The 14,024-nt window shown below is 66.5% G+C and carries 14 protein-coding genes and 3 pseudogenes; 9 read left to right on the top strand and 8 right to left on the bottom strand.

Annotated elements, in window-relative coordinates; all coding sequences use genetic code 11:
- Window positions 1-50: 50 nt before the first annotated feature.
- Window positions 51-980: an acetylglutamate kinase gene (argB, locus tag OR16_RS31565; protein ID WP_006162725.1), complete on the bottom strand. Its 930-nt coding sequence runs from the start codon at window positions 978-980 to the stop codon at window positions 51-53.
- Window positions 981-1,240: 260 nt separating this feature from the next.
- Here argB and OR16_RS31560 point away from each other — a divergent pair, with 260 nt between their 5' ends.
- The 3 genes from OR16_RS31560 (at window position 1,241) to OR16_RS42035 (ending at window position 2,359) form a co-directional block, all read left to right on the top strand.
- Complete coding sequence (locus OR16_RS31560; protein ID WP_006162724.1) at window positions 1,241-1,816, top strand: sigma-70 family RNA polymerase sigma factor; 576 nt, start codon at window positions 1,241-1,243, stop codon at window positions 1,814-1,816.
- Between the two features lie 91 nt (window positions 1,817-1,907).
- The gene (locus OR16_RS31555) at window positions 1,908-2,135 is read left to right on the top strand and encodes a zf-HC2 domain-containing protein (RefSeq protein WP_006162723.1); all 228 of its coding nucleotides are present in this window, start codon (window positions 1,908-1,910) and stop codon (window positions 2,133-2,135) included.
- Window positions 2,132-2,359 (top strand): cysteine-rich CWC family protein, encoded by a 228-nt coding sequence (locus tag OR16_RS42035; RefSeq protein WP_081488928.1) that lies wholly within the window; start codon window positions 2,132-2,134, stop codon window positions 2,357-2,359. The genes OR16_RS31555 and OR16_RS42035 overlap by 4 nt, the downstream gene beginning before the upstream one ends.
- 119 nt (window positions 2,360-2,478) lie before the next feature.
- Here OR16_RS42035 and OR16_RS31550 read toward each other — a convergent pair.
- Window positions 2,479-2,871, bottom strand: a pseudogene (locus OR16_RS31550) (DMT family transporter); the annotation flags it as partial.
- 94 nt (window positions 2,872-2,965) lie between these two features.
- On the opposite strand from OR16_RS31550, the gene OR16_RS31545 reads away from it, so the two are divergent.
- On the top strand, window positions 2,966-3,901 hold the full coding sequence (locus OR16_RS31545) for a LysR family transcriptional regulator (RefSeq protein WP_043421919.1): 936 nt from the start codon (window positions 2,966-2,968) through the stop codon (window positions 3,899-3,901).
- A gap of 34 nt (window positions 3,902-3,935) precedes the next feature.
- Here the strand turns inward: OR16_RS31545 and OR16_RS31540 are convergent.
- Window positions 3,936-4,301, bottom strand: a pseudogene (locus OR16_RS31540) (copper chaperone PCu(A)C).
- Between the two features lie 203 nt (window positions 4,302-4,504).
- Between OR16_RS31540 and OR16_RS31535 the strand changes: the two are divergent.
- Both OR16_RS31535 and OR16_RS31530 read left to right on the top strand, forming a co-directional pair.
- Window positions 4,505-5,907: pseudogene (locus OR16_RS31535) on the top strand (ATP-binding protein).
- Window positions 5,904-6,527, top strand: a complete 624-nt coding sequence (locus OR16_RS31530) for a response regulator transcription factor (protein WP_006162718.1) — start codon at window positions 5,904-5,906, stop codon at window positions 6,525-6,527. The pseudogene OR16_RS31535 and the gene OR16_RS31530 overlap by 4 nt, the downstream one beginning before the upstream one ends.
- A 23-nt stretch (window positions 6,528-6,550) precedes the next feature.
- On the opposite strand, the gene OR16_RS31525 is transcribed toward OR16_RS31530, so the two are convergent.
- Window positions 6,551-6,847: a hypothetical protein gene (locus OR16_RS31525; protein WP_006162717.1), complete on the bottom strand. Its 297-nt coding sequence runs from the start codon at window positions 6,845-6,847 to the stop codon at window positions 6,551-6,553.
- Window positions 6,848-7,235: 388 nt separating this feature from the next.
- Between OR16_RS31525 and OR16_RS31520 the strand changes: the two genes are divergently transcribed.
- Window positions 7,236-7,787, top strand: a complete 552-nt coding sequence (locus OR16_RS31520; protein ID WP_006162716.1) for a YcnI family protein — start codon at window positions 7,236-7,238, stop codon at window positions 7,785-7,787.
- Window positions 7,788-7,865: 78 nt separating this feature from the next.
- Here OR16_RS31520 and hslU read toward each other — a convergent pair whose 3' ends face one another.
- The 4 genes from hslU to OR16_RS31500 all read right to left on the bottom strand — a co-directional run bounded on the left by hslU (window position 7,866) and on the right by OR16_RS31500 (window position 12,265).
- Complete coding sequence (gene hslU, locus OR16_RS31515) at window positions 7,866-9,197, bottom strand: ATP-dependent protease ATPase subunit HslU (protein WP_006162715.1); 1,332 nt, start codon at window positions 9,195-9,197, stop codon at window positions 7,866-7,868.
- A gap of 92 nt (window positions 9,198-9,289) precedes the next feature.
- Window positions 9,290-9,826, bottom strand: a complete 537-nt coding sequence (hslV, locus tag OR16_RS31510) for an ATP-dependent protease subunit HslV (RefSeq protein WP_006162714.1) — start codon at window positions 9,824-9,826, stop codon at window positions 9,290-9,292.
- 246 nt (window positions 9,827-10,072) lie between these two features.
- The gene (locus tag OR16_RS31505) at window positions 10,073-11,059 is read right to left on the bottom strand and encodes a tripartite tricarboxylate transporter substrate-binding protein (RefSeq protein ID WP_006162713.1); all 987 of its coding nucleotides are present in this window, start codon (window positions 11,057-11,059) and stop codon (window positions 10,073-10,075) included.
- Between the two features lie 306 nt (window positions 11,060-11,365).
- The gene (locus tag OR16_RS31500) at window positions 11,366-12,265 is read right to left on the bottom strand and encodes an alpha/beta fold hydrolase (RefSeq protein WP_006162712.1); all 900 of its coding nucleotides are present in this window, start codon (window positions 12,263-12,265) and stop codon (window positions 11,366-11,368) included.
- A 212-nt stretch (window positions 12,266-12,477) separates the two neighbouring features.
- Here OR16_RS31500 and OR16_RS31495 point away from each other — a divergent pair, with 212 nt between their 5' ends.
- On the top strand, window positions 12,478-12,999 hold the full coding sequence (locus OR16_RS31495) for a Fur family transcriptional regulator (protein WP_043421910.1): 522 nt from the start codon (window positions 12,478-12,480) through the stop codon (window positions 12,997-12,999).
- Window positions 13,000-13,108: 109 nt separating this feature from the next.
- Window positions 13,109-14,024, top strand: a 916-nt coding sequence (locus OR16_RS31490) for a CobW family GTP-binding protein (RefSeq protein WP_006162710.1), incomplete at its 3' end; no start/stop codon positions are given.

Below are 14,024 nucleotides of genomic sequence, written 5' to 3'. Positions count from 1 at the left end.
GCGGCAGCGCGCGCAATGCGCGCAATGGGCACGCTGCCGGGAGATGCGTTCTAGTGCGAACGGATCATGGTACCGAACGCTTGTTCGGTCAGGATTTCCAGCAACAGCGAGTGTTCGATGCGGCCGTCGATGATGTGCACCGAATTGACGCCGCTCTTGGCCGCGTCCAGCGCCGACGAGATCTTGGGCAGCATGCCGCCCGAGATGGTGCCGTCGGCGAACAGTTCCTCGATCTCACGCGCCGACAGGTCGGTCAGCAGGTTGCCGGCCTTGTCCATCACGCCCGGGATGTTGGTCATCATGACCAGCTTCTCGGCCTTGAGGATCTCGGCCATCTTGCCCGCCACCACATCGGCGTTGATATTGTAGGCCTGGCCATCGTCGGAGAATCCGATCGGCGAGATCACCGGGATGAAGGCGTCGTCCTGCAGGGCCTTGACCACCGCCGGGTTGATGGCCTCGATATCGCCCACGAAGCCGATGTCGATGAAGGCGCCGGGGCTTTCGCGGTCCGGCATCTTGAGGCGCTTGGCGCGGATCAGGCCGCCGTCCTTGCCGGTCAGGCCCACGGCCTGGCCGCCGTACTGGTTGATCAGCATGACGATGTCCTGCTGCACTTCGCCGCCCAGCACCCATTCGACCACTTCCATGGTCTCTTCATCGGTGACGCGCATGCCCTGGATAAACGTGCCGACCTTGCCGACCTTCTTCAGGGCTTCGTCGATCTGCGGGCCACCGCCGTGAACCACGACCGGGTTCATGCCGACCAGCTTGAGCAGGATCACGTCGCGCGCGAAGCCGTGCTTGAGCTTTTCCTCGGTCATCGCGTTTCCGCCGTACTTGACCACAATGGTCTTGCCGTGGAACTTGCGGATATAGGGCAGCGCCTCGGCAAGGATTTCGGCCTTGAGGGCTGGGGCAATTGCGGCCACCGCGGTAGCGGCAGGCCCAGGGGTGTCGGCGTTCATGGCAAGGGACATCCGTGAGATTCAACAGGTATCATGGCAATTCTGACCGGCGGTGAGCTACTGGTTAAGGGGCTTTTTACCCCGAATAGGCCACCTCCGGCCGCGGCAGGCGCCGATTTTACAAGAAACCGCGGCACACGCGTGCAGACGGTGGTGCAGCGGGGGTCCAAAACCGGTGCATGCGTACTGCGGCGCACCATGGCGTTCTATCCACGCAACAGTTATTCAACGGTAGTCCTACAGTCGCATCGCCACCGAATAGCGGCAACTCAATGAGCCTGCACCCCGACGATCTTAGCGCCCTGCGCCCCCATTTGCTGCGCTTCGCCCGCCTGCAGCTGCGCGACCAGGCACTGGCCGAGGATACCGTCTCCGACACCCTGGTGGCCGCGCTGGAACACCCGGAGCGCTTCAGCGGCCAATCCGCGCTGAAGACCTACCTGATCGGCATCCTCAAGCACAAGATCATCGATACGCTGCGCAGCGGCCGGCGCGAAGTGCGCCTGACGCTTGGCGGCGGCGACGATGGCGAGGCCCAGTCCGATATCGATGCCTTCGACGCCTTGTTCGCCAAGAACGGCCACTACCATACGCCACCGTCCGATTGGGGCAACCCGGACCGCGCGCTGGAGCGCCGCGAGTTCTTCGAGATACTGCAACTGTGCGTGGACAAGCTACCCGCCAAGATCGGCCGGATTTTCATGATGCGGGAATGGCTGGAACTGGAAACCGAAGAAATCTGTCAGGAACTGGAAATCACGACGACTAATGCATGGGTCATGCTGTACCGAGCCCGCATGCGCCTGCGCGAGTGCCTGGAACTGAACTGGTTCGGGCAGAAGGCGTAAGCGCCTAGCCGGACCTTGTAACCGGGCCACCGCAGCCAGGCGAGCTGCTACGGCCTGAAACCGCCTGTCGACCTGTCGATCAAAGGAAGCCATGTCTGATACGCCACCCCGCCGCCGGCTGCTGCCAAACTGCCGCGAGATCCATCACCTGACCATGGAGGGCATGGACCGTCCGCTCAGTTGGTTCGAGCGCGTGCGCATGCGCGGGCACATGGCCATTTGCGATGCGTGCACCAATTTTTCGGGCCAGATGCGGCTGATGCGCTCCGCCATGTCCCGGCTGGGCCAGGAAGACGAGCCACCCAGGGACAAGCCGTGAGCGATCCGGCCACGGTGCTGACGGGACAGTTGCGCCCCGTCGAGCATTGCAGCGCCTGCGGCGCCGGCTTTGTCTGCGGCTATGCCGCCGGCCTGCCGCACTGCTGGTGCGCCACCCAGCCGCTGCTGCCCGCCCGCCAGATCGTGCCGGGCCAGCACTGCCTCTGCCCCGCCTGCCTGGCGCGCCGGCGCGAGGATGCCGGCCAGGCACAAGCCGCAGGCTGATCAGTTCGCCGCCTGCGCTGGCGTTGTGCTTGCCCCGCCACCGCGGCGAACTGCATCACCACGACGCCCAGCACCACCAGCGCAGCGCCGGCCAGGCGCCCCGGCGTCACGGCGCGCGCCGCGAAGCCCGCCAGGCCAAACTGGTCCAGCAGCAACGCGCCCACCATCTGCCCCGCCACCACCGCCGCGATAAAGCCGCCGGCGCCCAGGCGTGGGGCCAGCACCAGCGCCACCGTAATGTAGAACACGCCCGCCACGCCACCCGCCCACATCCAGGCCGGCCCGCCCGCCGCCAGCGAGGGCAGCGGGACCTTCAGCAGCCACAGCAGCGGCAGCACCACCGCCAGGCTAACCAGCAGCGATACCGAGGTGGCCCACAGCGGATGGCCCAGGCTGCGCCCGAGCGTGGCATTGGCGCCGGCCTGGAAGGGAATCAGTGCCCCGGAAACAATGGTCACCGCTATGGGAACGAGGCCTGCAAGCGCCGGCGAAAAGTTGTTGAGACCAGGCATCGGGGCATCTCCTTCGCAAGAAATTTGATGCCTCAGTGTGAAATACTGCGCCGCGAATTACCAATTCTCGTTTCATAGCGTTAATATGCGCCGCATGAATGATCTCCGCGGTATCGACCTGAACCTGCTGGTGGTGCTGGAAGCCCTGCTGGCCGAACGACATATTTCGCGCGCCGCGCTGCGCCTGCACCTCAGCCAGCCTGCGGTCAGCCACGCGCTGGGCCGCCTGCGCCAGTTGCTGGACGACCCGCTGCTGGTGCGCGGCCAGGGCGGCCTGGTGCCGAGCGCGCGCGCCCATGAACTGGCGGGCCCGCTGGCCGAGGCGCTGGCGCAGGTGCGCATCCTGCTGGGGCCGTCCGGCTTCCAGCCCGCCACGGCGCGCCGCAGCTTCCGCCTGGCCATGTCCGACTACGGCGCCATGGCGCTGCTGCCCGGCCTGCTGCGTGCGGTGCGCAAGATCGCCCCGGGCATCGACCTGGTGGTCAGCCAGGCCAGCCGCGAAGCCATGACAGCCAAGGTCGCGGACGGCGAGATCGATATGGCGCTGGGCGTGTTCGGGCCGTCCCCGGAGGGCGTGCGCACCACGGAACTGTTCGAGGAATCCTATGCCTGCATGGTGGACGCGGCCACGGTGCGCGGCCTGGGCAAGCTCGACCAGGTGGCGTACCTGGCCCGCTCGCATGTGCTGGTGGCAACCCATAGCGAGCGCGTGGATGCCATCGACGCTGCCGTGGCCAAGGTCGGTGGGCGGCGCAAGATTGCCTGCGTGCTGCCCCACTGGAGCGTGGCGCCAGCGCTGATTGCCGGCACCAACCTGGTCCTGACCACGGCACGCCGCAGCCTGGCCGCGTTCGAGGAGGACCCGCGCTTCGCGGTGTTCGATCCGCCCTTCCCCCTGCCGGGCTTTGGCTTCAGCCTGATCTGGCACGACCGCACCGACGCCGATCCCGGCCATAGCTGGCTGCGCGAGCGCGTGATCGCGGTGGCCGCCGGCGACGAGCCGGACGACGCGATCAGCCTGCGCAGCTAGGCAGCCTGGCTAGCTGCCTGCACGGCTTCAGACTTCAGTGCTTGTGGTCGCCGTGCGCACCGGCGGCCGGCGCCGTTGCGGTGAGGTCGCGCACTTCGGCGTCGACCTTCTGCTCGATCACCTTGCCGCCCTGCTCGATCTTGAGCGTCAGCGCCACGGTATCGCCCTTCTTCAGCGGTGCCTTGAGGCCCATCAGCATCACGTGATAGCCACCCGGCTTTGCGCATCACGTTGCCATCCATCTTCATTTCATGCACTTCGGCCGTGGCTGCCGCCGGCGTGCTGACGCCGACCAGCTTGTCGCCCAGGCGTTGCTGACATCGACCTGGGCAAACGCCGCGTTCGAGCACAGCGCGGCGAGCAGGGCTGCGGGCACCGCGGCGAGGAATCTGGCTTGCATCTGGACTATCTCCACTGAGATTCAAAGGACTGCATAAAGGAAGCATTAAACCATGGCGACCCTGGCAGCGTGAGCCAGGCGGCGCAAACCGGCGAGCCGGCCTGGCGGCGAACCGCTCAGTCTGGCAGCGGCCATGGCGCCAACCAATGCGGCACGGTGTCGCACGCGGCGGGCCGGGCGCCGGTCGTTGTTAAACTCGCGGCATGGATACCACCGCAGCCGTGCCACCAGACACGGCCCCCTCCCGCCCCGGCTCCGCCACGAGCATCGCCCCGGTCCGCCACAACCTGATGAGCCTGCGCCGCCTGTTCTGGCTGCGCTGGGCGCTGATGGGCGGGCAGGCGGTGCTGCTGGTGTCGTGCGAGGCCGTGGCCGGCGTGATCCTGCCCTACAGCCCGCTGCTGGCGATCCTCTCCCTGCAGGCTGTGTTCAACCTGCTGACCGGCCTGCGCCTGCGCATGCACACCGGCCGCGGCGGCATGCCGAGCGACGCCGAGCTGATGGGCCAGCTGATGGTCGACCTGACGGCGCTGTCGGCCAACCTGTTCTTCACCGGCGGCGCGACCAACCCCTTTGTCTCGTTCTACCTGCCGGGGCTGGCGATTGCCGCCGCCATCCTGCCGTGGCGCAACGTGATCGCGCTCGCCGTCTACGCGATGGCCTGCTACAGCCTGATGCTGATCGAGTATGTGCCGCTGAACCTGCGCAACCCGGACAATGCCGTCAACTACCACCTGGCCGGCATGTGGCTCAACTTCGTCGCCAGCGCGACCATGATCGCGGTGTTCGTGGCGCGGCTCTCGGGCGTGCTGCGCCAGCGCGACGCCGAACTCAACCTGGCGCGCGAGCAGTTGCTGCGCGACGCACGCGTGGAAGCGCTGAACGACCAGGCCGCCGCGGTCGCCCACGAGATCGGCACGCCGCTGGCCACGCTGGCGGTCATCGCCGGCGAGCTGCGCGCCGATGCGGCGGACCCGCGCCTGGCCACCACGCAAGTGTCCGTCTACCTGCCGGACCTGCAGACCATGGAACAACAGCTCGATCTGTGCAAATCGATCCTGGCCCGCCTGCGCGACGACCACGAGACCGCGGCGCCGCAGCGCATCGAGACGTGGCTGGACGGTTATGTGGAACGCTGGCAATTGCGCCACCCCCATGCCCGCCTGGAAGCCAATGCCATTGGCGAAGCCGCTGCCCTGCCGGTGGAGGCCGCGCGCGTGGGGCAGATCCTGACGATCCTGCTGGACAACGCCGCGCGCAGCCAGCTGGCCGCGGGCACGAGCAGATTCCGCTGCGCCTGGCCATCGCACTGGAGAACAACCGCGAGTTGCCGACGCTGACCTTCCGTGTCACCGACCGCGGCCTGGGCATCCCCAAATCCCAGCGCGCGCGCCTGGGCGAAGCACCGATGACCAGCATGCATGGCGGCCAGGGCATTGGCGTGTACCTGGCGCAAAGCGCGGCCCAGCAGATGGGAGGCCGGCTGGCCTGGCACGACCACCACGAGGGCGGCACCGTCGCCGAGCTGCGCCTGCCCGCGCCCTCCCTGGCAGCCTTACCGGCCGCCCCACCGTTTGCCTCACCCCTGACAACGAGCCCGCGATGACCGACGCCCTCCACGATCCCGCCGCCGATGGCGCACAGCCCGGCGCCAGCGACGCCGCTCCCTTCCTGGTGGTCGACGACGATGCCGTGTTTGCCGGCGCGCTGGCGCGTGCGCTGACGCGCCGCGGCTATGCCGTGCAGATCGCGCACAACCGCCAGCAGGCGCTTGCGCTGGCCGCGCAAACGCCCTTTGCCTACATCACGCTGGACCTGCACCTGAGCGCACCGCCGGAAGCCGGCAGCACCGCGCCGGCCGAGTCTGGCCTGCAACTGGTCGCGCCGCTGCGCGCCGCGTTGCCGCAGGCGCGCATCCTGGTGCTGACGGGCTACGCGAGCATTGCCACCGCGGTGGCCGCGGTCAAGCATGGTGCCGACGAGTACCTGGCCAAGCCGGCCAATGTGGATTCGATCCTGACCGCGCTGATGGCCGGGGTATCGGAAGACGCGGCCGAGGCCGCCATGGAAGAGCCGGTGCCGCTATCGGTGGCCCGGCTGGAGTGGGAACACATCCAGCGCGTCCTGTCCGAGCATGAGGGCAATATCTCGGCCACCGCGCGTGCGCTCAATATGCATCGGCGCACGCTGCAGCGCAAACTGGGCAAGCGGCCGGTATCGCGCTAGGCAATCGCCGGGATTCGGCAAGTTCAGAGGCGCAACTGGACGTAGTCCCAGTCCAGATCCTCTTCCCGCCCGGGGGATTGCTCGGCCACGCGCAGGGCGTCGCTGGCGTGGCGATCGGCGCGCGAGCCAAGATCGCCGGCCTGCACAGCCAGCTCCACCGCGGCTTGCGGCGTGACGCTGGCCAACATCGCGGGCTTCGCCACAACGGGCGCGCTCGCCTGGCGCAGTACGGGCGCGGCCTCCGGGCGCACGCAGAGAAAGACGGTTGCCGCGGCAAGGCCGCACAGCACGCCGAACGAGGACAGTAGCTCGCGTTTCATTTCGGTTCTCCTGCCTGGTTGGTGGTTGAGAAAGCGGGTACAAACCGGCCGGCTGCGATCGTTCGATCGTGCCGGCCGCCACTTTGGCATTGCATCGCAACACGCACCAGCGTGCTTACGAATGCTTACCTGTCTTACTCTTCTCTTTACGAGCTTGTCTTAGCCGTGCGTTCTAGCTGCTGGCGCGGCATGCGTCATGCGTGAAGGCGGCAGGGCCGGCGAACATCATCGAACACACAGCTGCGATCAGGCGTCACGCTCCGAAAGCCGCGCAAGACAATGCCGGCATGATTCCCTGGGCAGGCGGCGCCGTGGCGCTGCGGCTGTGCGCCGCAGCGCCGGCGACCGCCATCGGCGCTAGACTGGCGCGCTTCCCTGGAGAATCCACATGACCGCATCCCGCCTGCGGCCCGCAGTGACCATCGCGCTGGCCTCGCTCGGCGCCAGCTGGGCGCCCGCCGCGCTTTCCCACATCGTGTTCGAGCAGAAGACAGCAACAGCGGGCAGCTACTTCAAAGGCGCGCTGATGGTGGGTCACGGCTGCAACGGCAGCGCCACCCGGTCCATCACCGTGACCATCCCCGAAGGCGTGCAAGGTGCCCATCCGCAGCCCAAGGCGGGCTGGCAACTGGAAGTGAAACGCGCGCCGCTGGCCAAGCCCTATGCCTCGCACGGCAAGACCGTGAGCGAGGACGTGCGCACGCTGCGCTGGTTTGCCGGCACGCTGGCCGACGCGCATTTCGACGAGTTCGTGATGCTGATGAAGCTGCCGGAGCAAGCCGGAAAGCTCTATTTCCCAGTGGTCCAGGAGTGCGAGGACGGCCGTACCGAGTGGACGCAGGTCCCTGCGGATGGCCAGAGCCCGCGCGAGCTGAAGACGCCGGCGGCGGAGCTGGAGCTGAGCGCGCCGATGCCGGCGGCGCATGTGCACGCGCACTGAGCGGGCACATCGCAAAACAACAAAGGGCGCACCGAAGTGCGCCCTTTGTCGCGGGATGCCGCGGAACCAGGCTCAGGCTTACAGCACGTAGCGCGACAGGTCCTCGTTGCCAGCCAGGTCTCCCAGGCGTTCGTCCACATAGGCCGCGTCGATGGTAACCGTCTCGCCCGATGACTTGGTGGCGTGGAAGGACAGGTCCTCCAGCAGCCGCTCCATCACCGTGTACAAGCGGCGCGCACCGATGTTCTCGACCTTCTCGTTGACCGAGAAAGCGATCTCGGCCAGCCGGCGGATGCCATCCGGCGCGAACACAAGCTGCACCTGCTCGGTGTTCAGCAGCGCCTGGTATTGCTTGGTCAGGCTGGCATCGGTCTGCGTCAGGATGGCCTCGAAGTCGGACACCGACAACGATTCCAACTCAACGCGGATCGGGAAGCGGCCTTGCAGCTCGGGGATCAGGTCGCTCGGCTTGGACAGGTGGAACGCACCGGAGGCAATGAACAGGATGTGATCGGTCTTGATCATGCCGTACTTGGTATTCACCGTGGTGCCCTCGACCAGCGGCAGCAGGTCGCGCTGCACGCCCTGGCGCGATACTTCGGCGCCGCCCACTTCGCTGCGGCTGGCGATCTTGTCGATCTCGTCCAGGAACACGATGCCGTTCTGCTCGACGTTGGCCACCGCCTTGTGCTTGACCTCTTCGTCATTGAGCAGCTTGGCGGCTTCCTCGTCGATCAGCAGCTTGAAGGCTTCGTGCACCTTCATCTTGCGGCGCGCCTTCTTGCCCTGGCCCAGGCCGGCAAACATGGTACGGATCTGCTCGGTCATGTCTTCCATGCCCGGAGGACCCATGATGTCCATGTTCGGCGAGCCGGCGGCAACCTCGAGCTCGATTTCCTTGTCGTCAAGCTGACCCTCGCGCAGCTTCTTGCGGAACACCTGACGGGTGTTGGAATCCTTTTCCTCGGGCTGGTTGAAGCCGATATCGCGCGGCGGCGGCAGCAGCACGTCGAGCAGGCGGTCCTCGGCGGCTTCCTCGGCCTTGGCGCGCACCTTCTTCATTTCGGATTCGCGCGCCTGCTTGACCGCCATCTCGGCGAGGTCGCGCACGATGGTGTCCACGTCGCGGCCCACGTAGCCCACTTCGGTGAACTTCGTGGCCTCGATCTTGATGAACGGCGCATCGGCCAGCTTGGCCAGGCGGCGCGCGATCTCGGTCTTGCCGACGCCGGTCGGCCCGATCATCAGGATGTTCTTGGGCGTGATTTCCTGGCGCAGCGGTTCTTCCACCTGCTGGCGGCGCCAGCGATTGCGCAGCGCAACCGCTACCGCTTTCTTGGCCTTGGTCTGGCCGATGATGTGCTTGTCGAGTTCGGAAACAATTTCCGACGGGGTCATGGTATGCGACATGGTATCCGTTCAGAGGAAGACGACGGACCGGAGCGGGGCGGCATCCGGGCCCAGGCGGCCGCGCGTCAGGCGATTGCGCGGCCGGCCGACGCTCATTCCAGCGTCTCGATGACGAAATTGGTGTTGGTGTAGATGCAGAGCTCGCCGGCGATGCCCAGCGACTTCTCGACGATGTCCTTGGGCGAAAGCTCGGTGTTCTCCACCAGCGCCTTGGCCGCCGACTGGGCATAAGCACCGCCCGAGCCGATCGCGGCCACGCCGCCTTCAGGGTCGAGCACATCGCCGTTGCCGGTGATCACCAGCGTGGTGTCGCGGTCGGCGGTGATCAGCATGGCCTCGAGCCGGCGCAGCGCGCGATCCGAGCGCCAGTCCTTGGCGAGGTCGACGGCGGCGCGGGTCAGGTTGCCCTGGTACTTCTCCAGCTTGGCCTCGAAGCGGTCAAGCAGCGAGAAGGCATCGGCGGTGCTGCCGGCGAAGCCAACCAGTACCTTGCCGTTGTAGATGCGGCGGACCTTGCGGGCCGTGCCCTTCATCACAATATTGCCGAGTGTGACCTGGCCGTCACCGCCGACTGCAACCTGGTTGCCGCGCCGGACGCTGACGATGGTAGTGCCGTGATACTGTTCCATGATGGCTTCGCGAGAATGTGTCGGAGAGGTAGGTGGCGACGGGGGTGGCCGAATTCAAGGGCCGCCGTGCGAGGTCCACCGTGCGCATTCCTTGCCGCGTCGAAGGCAATCAGACCAATATAGACGAGGCGGCCGCCTGCGCGCGCGGGCAATGCCGCTGGAAAACAAAAGGCCACGCATCTCGTGCGTGGCCTTTTCACCATCCACGGGCGGCTGCCCGCGGACGAGGGCGATCCGTGCGCCCGGTCAGTCGGCGTAGACGCCGGCCTTCTTGATGACCGGGCTCCACTTGCCGATCTCCCCGGCCAGGAAGGTCTTCAGCGATTCCGGCGTGGCGCGCTGCGCGGGCACGGCTTCGGCGCCCAGCTCAGCCATCTTGGCGCGGAAAGTCGGATCCGTCACCGCTTTTTGCAGCGCTGCCGAGAGCTTGTCCACCACTGGCTTGGGCGTGCCCTTGGGCGCGTACATGGCGTGCCAGATCTTCACTTCGACACCCGGCAGGCCTTGCTCTGCGGCCGTCGGGATGTCCTTGAAGGCTTCCACGCGGCGGCTCTGCATGGCCGCATAGGGCTTGAGCGCACCCGCCTTGAGCTGGCCTGCGATATTGGTGGTCTGGTCGCACATCAGGTTGACCTGGCCGCCCAGGATATCGGTCAGCGCCGGCGCCGTGCCCTTGTAGGGCACCGTGGTCAGATCGGTCTGGATCGCGCTCAGGAAGAGCAGGCCGCACAGGTGCGAGGCCGAGCCGATGCCGGCATTGGCCAGCGACAACTTGCTGGCATTGGCCTTGATGTAGGGCAGCAGCTCCTTGAAGCTGGCCGGCGGCAGGTTCTTGTTGCCGACCATCACCATCGGCACGTCGGCGATCTCGCCCACGGTTTCAAAGTCCTTGAGCGGGTCGAAGCCGAGGTTGCGGTATAGCGCCGGCGCGGTGGACATGCCGATATGGTGGATCAGGATGGTGTAGCCGTCCCCCTTGGCCTGCGCAACCTTCTTGGCGCCGATGGTGCCGCCCGCGCCGCCCAGGTTCTCGATCACCATCGTGGTACCCAGGTGCTTGGACATGATCATGACCAGCTCGCGCGAGACCTTGTCGGTCGGGCCGCCAGCGGCAAACGGCACCACGACCGATACCGGCTTGCTGCCGGGGAATTCCTCTGCCTGCGCGCCCGCATGCACCCCCATTACGCCAACCGTCAGCGCGGCAGCCACAAACTGTGCAACTCGTTTCATGCTATCTCCTGGATACCCTGCTATTCCCGTTCCGACGCTGCCCCGGCCGGAGTGGCGCACCCTGTCGGGCGCTGCCATTCCTGCGCTGCCAGCCCGATCCGGGCGGCAGCGCCGACCATGACGCGGGCACAGCGCATACGGACGCCGCAGCTTGGGCCGCGCGACCGGAGCGCAATGCTATCAATGTCGAAAAGTGGCAAATATCCGGAATAACCCGCTAAGACATTTCTTCGCAAATGCACGCCAAATGTATCGAACTCGGCGCAGCCCGCGGGAATCGGCGCGCAACAGGATGGCAAGGGAAGATCAGCAAAAGAAACCGAGCATTTCCTCCTGCAGCGCTTCGGGCGCCTCCTCCGGGATGTAGTGCCCGCAAGGCACCGCGCGGCCGCTGACCTCGCTCGCCACCTCCTGCCACAGCGACAGCGGCTCGAAACAGCGGGCCACCACGCCGTGCTCGCCCCACAGCACGCGCAGCGGACAATCCAGCCGGTGGCCAGCGGCGCGGTCCGCGCGGTCATGGTCCAGGTCGATGGTGGCTGCCGCGCGGTAGTCCTCGCACATCGCGTGCACGCGGGCGGGATCGCGCATGGCAGCGGTGTAGGCGGCCATCGCGTCGGGCACGAACGGGCTTAGCCCGGCATGACGCAGGCCCATCAGCTTGTTAAGGTAGAACTCGGGCTCGGCGTTGATCAGCGTTTCCGGGAACGGCGCCGGCTGGATCAGGAAGAACCAGTGCCAGTAGGCGGCGGCAAACGCCATGCTGGTGCGCTCGTACATGGCCAGCGTGGGCGCGATGTCCAGCAGCATGGCGCGCGCGACACGGCCCGGGTGGTCCGCGATCAGCCGGTGCGCCACGCGCGCGCCGCGGTCGTGGGCGCATAGCGCGAAGCGGTCGAAGCCCAGTTTCGCCATCACCGCCACCTGGTCCTGCGCCATGGCGCGCTTGCTATAGGTCGCCAAGCCGGCGTCGCCCGGCGGCGCGCTGCTGCTGCCGTAGCCGCGCAGGTCGGTGGCGATGACGGTAAAGCGATCGGCCAGCGCGGGCGCCACCTTGTGCCAGATCAGGTGGCTCTGCGGATGCCCGTGCAGCAGCAACAGCGGCGGGCCGGAGCCGCCGCGCACACCGGCGATCCCGACGTCGCCGACGTGCAGGCGAAAGGGTTCGAAATTGGGGAACAGCAGGGCGCTGGCGTCGTTCTGCATGGGGTGTCTCCTCGCGTCTCGGAACCTGCTGGCGATGATAGACGCAATCCGGGAGCCTGAAGGCGCGGACGGTGCGGATGCCGGTTGCGCCGCTGCGTTGACGCCGAGTTGACGCCGAGTTGATGCCGAGTTGATGCTGAGTTGACGCTGAGTTGACGCTGAGTTGACGCAACTGAATTGCATCACCCGGAGCGCTATGGTTAAATCGGTCCATGAGCAGCAGCCCCTCCCCCACCCAGGCCATGCCTGGATCCGCCATGCCCCCCGCGCCGACTACCCTGGACGCCGCCCACGAACGCCTGCGCGAGCTGGGCGCCCGTGTGACCCAGCCGCGTCTTGGCATCCTGGCCTGCCTGATGGAGAGCCATGAGCCACTGACCCATCAGGCCGTGATCGACCGCATGCCGGCCGATGGCGAAGCGATCGACCGCGTGACCGTGTACCGCGTGCTCGACTGGCTGGTCGAGCAAGGGCTGGCCCAGAAACGGGCTGGCCACGACCGCGTTTTCCGCTTCAGCCTGGTCGAGCACGAAGCGGCGCGCGCGCAGGTGCATCGGCAGCACAGCCACTTCCACTGCAACCGCTGCGACCGCACCTTCTGCCTGGACAGCGTCAGCGCGCCGGCGCAAGCCGCGCCCAAGGTGCCGAGCGGCTTTGCCGTTGAGCATGTGGAGCTGACCGTCAACGGCATTTGCGCCGAATGCGGCGCACGCACCCACGGCAAGCATGGCTGAGCGGCGGCCCTGCCCGCCCGTCCGCGACATGAATGAACGAACAAGTCACCCAAACCACACTTAACCCGCGCACGACAGGCCAAAGCGGCATCCCTTCCCGGAGAAAATAATGTCCAAACTGATTCCGGTCACGATCCTGACCGGCTTCCTCGGCAGCGGCAAGACCACCCTGCTCAAGCGCATCCTGAGCGAGCAGCACGGCATGAAGATCGCCGTGATCGAAAACGAGTTCGGCGAAGAGAACATCGACAACGAGATCCTGGTGCAGGATGGCCGCGAGCAGATCGTGCAGATGAGCAACGGCTGCATCTGCAGCAACGGCTGCATCTGCTGCACCATCCGCGGCGACCTGGTGGCGGCGCTGTCGCAGTTGATGACCCGGCGCGACGCCGGCGAGATCGATTTCGACCGCGTCGTGATCGAAACCACGGGCGTGGCCAACCCCGGCCCCGTAGCGCAGACCTTCTTCATGGACGACGAGATCGCCCAGCGCTACCTGCTGGACGCCGTGATCACGCTAGTGGACGCCAAGCACGCCAACCAGCAGCTCGACAAGCAGGAAGAAGCGCAGCGCCAGGTGGGCTTTGCCGACGCCATCTTCATGACCAAGGCCGACCTGGTGCCGGAGGGCGAGATCGCCGACCTGCGCCACCGCCTGCTGCATATGAACCCCCGCGCGCCCGTGCGCACGGCGCATTTTGGCGAAGCGCCAATCGACACGATCTTTGACCTTCGGGGCTTCAACCTGAACGAAAAGCTGGAAATCGACCCGGATTTCCTGCGTGCCGAGGCCGAAGAGCACGATCACGACCACGCGCACGCCCATGGCGACCATTGCGAGGATGACTGCGACCATGACCACCATGACCAAGATCACGGCCACGGTCACCAGCACGACCACCACCATCACCACAACCACACCGACCGCATCGGTTCGTTCGTCTTCCGCAGCGAAAAGCCCTTCAACTACGCCAAGCTGGAGGAATTCCTGTCCGGCATCCTGTCGGTCTACGGCGAAAAGCTGC

The sequence above is a fragment of the Cupriavidus basilensis OR16 genome (assembly GCF_000243095.1).
Classification (GTDB): Bacteria; Pseudomonadota; Gammaproteobacteria; order Burkholderiales; family Burkholderiaceae; genus Cupriavidus; species Cupriavidus basilensis_D.
Note: the sequence above shows the minus strand (reverse complement) of the source record. Positions and strands in the feature narration are given on the sequence as shown.